Here is a 6,306-nt window from a genome sequence, read left to right on the forward strand (position 1 = left end):
GTTTTAGGTAAACCAAAGGGTTTTGTTTGAGTAAAGAAAAGGGGCAGACCCGTTAAGGTCTGCCCCTGCTTTTTTCGCCGTAGAGCTTAGTCAGTGGTGATCCGCGAATGCTTGCGGGTGTCTTTCATGGTGATGTACACCAGCAACGACACGGCAATACACGCGGTGACATACCAGTAGTAGCCGGTTTCCATGCCGATGCTCTTGAACCACAGCGCGATGTATTCGGCGGTGCCGCCGAAGATCGATACGGTCAGCGCGTATGGCAGGCCCACGCCCAGCGCACGAATTTCGGTGGGGAACAGTTCGGCTTTGACCACCGCGTTGATCGAGGTGTAGCCGCTGACGATGATCAGCGCGGCCATGATCAGGAAGAACGCGCCCCACCAGGTGGTGATGGTGTGCAGGGTGGTCAGGATCGGTACGGTGAACAGCGTGCCCAGGATGCCGAAGGCAATCAGGATCGGCCGGCGCCCGATTTTATCGGACAGCCCGCCTACCAGCGGTTGCAGGCACATGAACAGGAACAGCGTGGCGGCGGAAATGGTGGTCGAGTCGGAGATGCTCATGCCGACCGTGTTCACCAGATACTTCTGCATGTAGGTGGTGTAGGTGTAGAACGCCAGGGTGCCGCCCATGGTCAGGCCGACCACGGTCATCAGTTCCTTCGGGTGGCGCATCAAGGTGCGCATGGCGCTTTCCTTGGCTTTCTCTTTCTTGGTGAAGGACTCGGTTTCTTCCATGCCACGACGCAGGTAGAGCGCGACCACGGCACACAGCGCGCCAATGGCGAACGGAATACGCCAGCCCCACGCGTACAGCTGTTCGCTGGTCAGCAGGTTCTGCAGGACGATCAGCACGCCCAGCGCGATGAGCTGGCCGGAGATCAGCGTCACGTACTGGAAGCTGGAGAAGAAGCCGCGACGTTCCTTGGTCGCCATCTCGCTGAGGTAGGTTGCCGAGGTGCCGTATTCGCCACCGACCGACAGGCCTTGCAGCAAGCGCGCGAAGATCAGCAGGATCGGCGCACCGATGCCGATGGTTTCATAGCCCGGGCTCAGGGCGATCAGCAACGAGCCGAAGCACATCAGGTAGACCGAGGCCATCAAGGCTTTTTTGCGTCCGACCTTGTCGGCGTACAGGCCCATCAGCCAGCCACCGATCGGGCGCATGAGGAAGCCCACGGCGAAGATCGCGGCGGTGTTCAGCAGTTGGGCGGTGGTGTCGCCTTTGGGGAAAAAGGCTTTGGCGAAGTACAGCGAGAAAGCGGCGTAGACGTACCAGTCGTACCACTCGACCATGTTGCCGACCGAGCCGCTGAAGATCGACTTGATGCGGCTGGAAGTGGTTCTTGCCTTGGCAGGCGCGGCAGCCGACCCAAGGGGCAGGGTGTTGGAGTTATCCATTGAAGGATCCTTCGTTTAATTGTTTTTGTGGAGCGCGTTGAAACGCAGCCTGCGAGGGCTATAGCAGGAGGTGTGCCAAGGGCGGGAGGGGCGGTTTAGAGGGGTTTTGACGCTTGCGTGAGCGGAAATCCGCTTATGCCGGATTGGCTGTGAGCGGAAAATCGCTTACCGGCTTGTGGATTTCTAGTGTTTGCACCGGCCCCTTCGCGAGCAAGCCCGCTCCCACAGTGGGGCTGTGCACACCGACCCACTGTGGGAGCGGGCTTGCTCGCGAAGAGGCCGGTACTGACACCCCCAAATCAGCTCCCCAAATCAGCTGTCCTGCAAAAACATCTCGCGCGTCAGCCCATGCCGCTGCAGCTTTTCATTGAAGGTCCGGCGCGGCAGTTGCAGTTCTTCGAGTACTGCTTTCACGTCGCCTTTATGCCGGGTCAGCGCCGCGCGCAGGCAGTGCGCTTCAAACGCTTCCTGCTGTGCCGCCAGCGATTGGCCGGGGTCGATTCCCAGCGGTTCCGGCTCACCGAGACCCAGTACCTGACGCTCGGCAACATTCGCCAGTTCGCGGACATTGCCCGGCCAGTCGTGGCTCAGCAGATGGCTCAACTGCGGGCCGGTCAACGGTGCAAAAGTGCGACCCAAGCGCTCAGCCGCATTCTGCGCAAACGATTCGAACAATAACGGAATGTCTTCGCGGCGCTCGCGCAACGGCGGCAGGCGCAATTCAGCCACGTTCAAGCGATATGCCAAGTCCTCACGAAAACGCCCGGCGCGCGCCTCATCCAGCAGGTCCGGCTTGGTCGCGGCGATGATCCGCAAATCCACGCGAATGCTCTGATTCGAGCCCAAGCGCTCAAGCTTTTGCTCCTGCAACACCCGCAGCAATTTCACCTGCTGCGCCAGCGGCATGCTTTCGATTTCATCGAGGAACAGCGTGCCGCCATCGGCGTATTCCAGCTTGCCGATGCGTTTGCCCGTCGCGCCGGTGAACGCGCCGCTCTCGTGGCCAAACAGCTCGGCTTCAAACAACTGCTCGGGGATCGCCGCGCAGTTCAGCGCCACAAACGGCTGGTCCGCACGCGGGCCGAAGTCGTGCAGGCAACGGGCGACCAGTTCCTTGCCGCTGCCGGTCTCACCGCGAATCAATACGTTGACCGGCAGCGCGGCCAGGTCCAGAACCTGCCGGCGCAAGGTTTGCAAACCACGGGACACGCCGAGCAACGTCGCATCGAGTTTGGCGCGGTTGTCCGCCTGCACATGCAGCGCGCGGTTCTCCAGCACCAACCGGCGCTTGTCCAGCGCCCGGCGCAAACTGCTCAGCAGGGTTTCCGGGCTGAAAGGTTTTTCGAGGAAGTCATAGGCGCCATCGCGCATGGCTTCCACGGCCATCGGCACATCGCCGTGGCCGGTCAGCAGGATCACCGGCAAGTCGGCATCGCGCCGTTGGACTTCGGCCAGCAAGTCCAGCCCGGTCATGCCGGGCATGCGCACGTCACTGAGGATCACACCGGGAAAATGGGCGGGTAATTGCGCCAGGCATTCATCGGCGCGGCTGAACAGTTGCACTGCAAAACCCGACAGGCTCAGCCATTGTTCGACGGCGCTGCGGATGCTGCTTTCGTCGTCGACCACCATCACTGAATTCAGCATGAAACGGGCGCCTCCAGGTCGATGGGCAAGGTCACGGTGAACACCGCGCCGCTGGCGTGATTGTCGGCGCTCAGGCGTCCGCCCGATTCGTGAACGATGGCAAACGATACCGCCAGGCCAAGGCCCAGGCCATCACCGACCGGTTTGGTGGTGAAAAACGGATCGAACACGTTGGGCAGGTGCTCGGCGGCGATGCCACCGCCGTTGTCGGTAACGGTCAGGCGCCAGAGTTGTTCGTCGGCTTCGAGGCGGATTTGCAGACGTTTGCAAGGTTTGTCCTGCATCGCGTCCAGGGCATTGCGCAGCAGATTGATCAGCACCTGTTCCAGGCGAATCGCATCGCCACGCACCCACGCCGGGCGCGTCAGGTGCAGCACGGTGCTGACCTGTTCATCGCGCAGGCGCGCGTCGAGCAATTGCAGCGATTGGTCGACCACCGCCGCGAGGTCCAGGCGTTCGCGCAAGCCGCTGGGGCTTTTGCGGGCGAACGTTTTCAGGTGACCGGTGAGGGCGGCCATGCGCGTCAGCATGTCGTCCACCGGTTTGAGTGCCTTGTACGCGTCGTCGACCCGGCCGTGATCGAGCAGCAGGCGCAAGGTCGCCAACTGCATGCGCTGCGCGGTCAGCGGTTGATTGATTTCGTGGGCGAGGGCGGCCGACATCTGGCCGAGGGCGGCGAGTTTGGCCGATTGTACCAGGCCGTCCTGGGCGGTGCGCAAATCGCGGGTGCGTTCTTGCACCAGTTGCTCGAGTTCTTCGCGGCTGCGCTGGCGCATTTTCGCCAGGCGCCAGCGCTGATTGAGGAACAGCAACAGAAACACCAGCGCCAGCCACAGCCCGGCCGCCGCCAGCGCGGCGTTGCGGGTGTCTTCGAAGGCGACTTGCGGCTGGCGCAGCAGGTGCAGGGTCCAGCCTTCGGCGGTCAGCGGCAGCGATTCCCAGAGGTAATCCGCCGTGCCGTCCGGGCCGACAACGCGCGCCAGCTCACTGTTGTCGTCAAAGCGCCGCAGCGATTGATATTCCAGCGGTGTCAGCGGCTGTTTGTCGTATTGGCGGGTGGCCTTGAGGTCGGCGTGATCGCTGTCGCTCAACGGTTGCAACAAGCGATAACGCCAGCCCGGCTGGTTGGCGATGAAGATGACCCCGCGCGCATCGCTGACCAGCAACGTGTCGCTGCCCTGCCATTCGCGCTCCAGTTCCGGGAACTCGAGTTTCACCACCATCGCGCCGAGAAATTCGCCGCTGTCGCTGGTCACCGCGCTGGACAGGAAATAACCGGGTATCCCGCTGGTCACGCCCACCGCATAAAAGCGCCCGGTGCCTTGGGTGCGGGTCTGGCTGAAGTAGGGGCGAAAACCGTAGTTGTGGCCGACGTAGCTGCTGGGCAAACGCCAGTTGCTGGCGGCCACGGCGAGGCCGGTGCGGTCGAGCAGTTCCAGGGTCGAGGAGCGCGCGGCGCCGTTGATCTTTTCCAGTTTGCGATTCAACGCGTCCTGTTGTTCGGTCGATACCGTGCCGTTCAGGGCGGCGCGCAGTTGCGGGTCCAGCGCCAACACGGCGGGCAGGGCGCGGTAACGGTCGATCAGGGTGTGCAGGGAATTGGCATACAACGCCAATTGCTGATTGGCGCGGGCGGCATCTTCCACCAGCGCCTGGCGTTCGGCGTGACGCATGGCCAGCCCGGCGGCGAGGACCGCGCCGAGGATGATTGCCAGGGTGTAAAACCCCAAACGCAATGAACGTGTAGTGGGCAGCATGCTTTACAAAACACACGAGATAACGGGCGCGCACCATAACACGGCGCCGTCGCGCCCCGAGAGGCAGGCGCCTACACGGCTGAAAACTTGCTGGATCTGGAGCGCAGTATGGTCCGGGTCTCGGTCAGCACGCCGATCACGTGCCGCGTCGCTTCCCAAAGACTCTGAACCGAGTCCCCGGCCGTTTCCCCAAAAAGGCTGAAGGTGTTCAGGGCGCAGACCTGCAACGAATTGAACGACGCTTCAAGACCGGTCATTCGCTCGTTCAACTCGCCAATGAGGTTCGTCAGGTGGATGTCTGCCTTGGCGATTTTTTCTGCGGACAACTTGCTTCCGGCGCTGTTCATTTCATGAAATAGCTCGGCCCCGCCAAGCAGAATGCCCATCGCGGTACTGGCCTCGCTGGCAATCTGTGGGGCCAGTACCTTCAGGGCCTGGCTGGTGCTGACACTGGTGGCTTCCTTGGCCGCCTTGAGTTGGTTTTTTGTAGAGCCCAGGCCCATCTGTTCGTATTTTTTCTGAATGAAGGAGAGGTAATTCATCGTCTTGTATTCGGCCTTGCTGATGATTTTCTCCGGCGAAAGCTTGCTGGTTTTGAATTTGATCGACGCGCTGGCACCGGTTCGCTCGGCCAGGTAGTCCACCGCAAAACTGACACCCTTTTTCACGGCGAAACCTATGACGACCCCGGCCGCGTTGCCGACGCCCGGGGCGGCCACCGCCAAGGCCTGTGCCCCCACGCCCACCGCGATGCCGGCGCCATAACTGAGCACCTGTCCGCCGATGTGCACCGCCGTTCTGCGGGTGGCGGAAAGTACATGTTGCGACATCGAGCGGTGGTTGAGAATCTGCTGGCGTGCGTCCAGCCCTCGTCGTTTCGACAGGCCCAGTATTTTCAGATGCCGTTCAATGTCTTTTTGCAGCAGCCGTTTCGCCCGCGCAGGGGCGTTCGCTTCCTGCTGACGCTGGATCTCGGCGGCATCCGCAGCCCTGAGGCCGGCCACCACCTTGCTGATGCGCTTTTCACCCTCGGCGTCGGCGTAGGCTATTGGGTTGTTGCCAACAAATGCATACAGGTTCAGCCCGTCCACATCCCCGGCCGGGTCGGCGCTGATCCAGCGTTGCAGCCAGGGCGCGTAATAACGCGCGCCGTAGTAATACAGCCCGCTGTCGTCCATTTCCTGGCCGGAATAGCGGATGGTTTTGTAATCGACCTCGACTTCGTTGCCTCGCGCAAACCAGGCGGTGGCGCCGAACGGGTAATAACCTTCCTGGCTGATCACCTGCGCCTGCTGATCGAGTTCCAGCGAGCAGGAACCGAGGTGATCGTCGAGGCTGTAGCGCAACTGATCGGCGGGGATGTGCGCGGGTTTGCCGGCCTTCCAGTGCAGGCAGCGTACGTTGCCGTGGCCGCCGGGCAGGGTGATGACGTGCAACTCTTCGCCGTTGTCGCGGGTACGGATTTCCAGCCCCGGCAGGTAGATCACTTGCTGGAA

4 protein-coding genes are annotated in these 6,306 nt (G+C 61.9%); all 4 read right to left on the reverse strand.

Annotated features, from left to right (window positions below; all coding sequences use genetic code 11):
* Window positions 1–86: 86 nt before the first annotated feature.
* Window positions 87–1,406, reverse strand: coding sequence for an MFS transporter (locus ACQKP4_RS20675; RefSeq protein ID WP_427635482.1), 1,320 nt, complete (start codon window positions 1,404–1,406; stop codon window positions 87–89).
* A 312-nt stretch (window positions 1,407–1,718) separates the two neighbouring features.
* Window positions 1,719–3,053, reverse strand: coding sequence for a sigma-54-dependent transcriptional regulator (locus tag ACQKP4_RS20680; RefSeq protein WP_427635483.1), 1,335 nt, complete (start codon window positions 3,051–3,053; stop codon window positions 1,719–1,721).
* On the reverse strand, window positions 3,047–4,810 hold the full coding sequence (locus tag ACQKP4_RS20685; RefSeq protein ID WP_427635484.1) for a sensor histidine kinase: 1,764 nt from the start codon (window positions 4,808–4,810) through the stop codon (window positions 3,047–3,049). The genes ACQKP4_RS20680 and ACQKP4_RS20685 overlap by 7 nt, the downstream gene beginning before the upstream one ends.
* Window positions 4,811–4,881: 71 nt before the next feature.
* A partial coding sequence (locus ACQKP4_RS20690; protein WP_427635485.1) for an RHS repeat-associated core domain-containing protein occupies window positions 4,882–6,306 on the reverse strand: 1,425 nt, incomplete at its 5' end.

This window comes from Pseudomonas sp. NPDC086278, assembly GCF_050280905.1.
In the GTDB taxonomy this organism is placed as follows: domain Bacteria; phylum Pseudomonadota; class Gammaproteobacteria; order Pseudomonadales; family Pseudomonadaceae; genus Aquipseudomonas.

Excerpts from the sequence above, each read along its gene's own strand:
- ACQKP4_RS20675 (WP_427635482.1), bottom strand. The coding sequence starts at position 1,406 with ATGGATAACTCCAACACCCTGCCCCTTGGGTCGGCTGCCGCGCCTGCC.
- ACQKP4_RS20680 (WP_427635483.1), bottom strand. The coding sequence starts at position 3,053 with ATGCTGAATTCAGTGATGGTGGTCGACGACGAAAGCAGCATCCGCAGC.
- ACQKP4_RS20685 (WP_427635484.1), bottom strand. The coding sequence starts at position 4,810 with ATGCTGCCCACTACACGTTCATTGCGTTTGGGGTTTTACACCCTGGCA.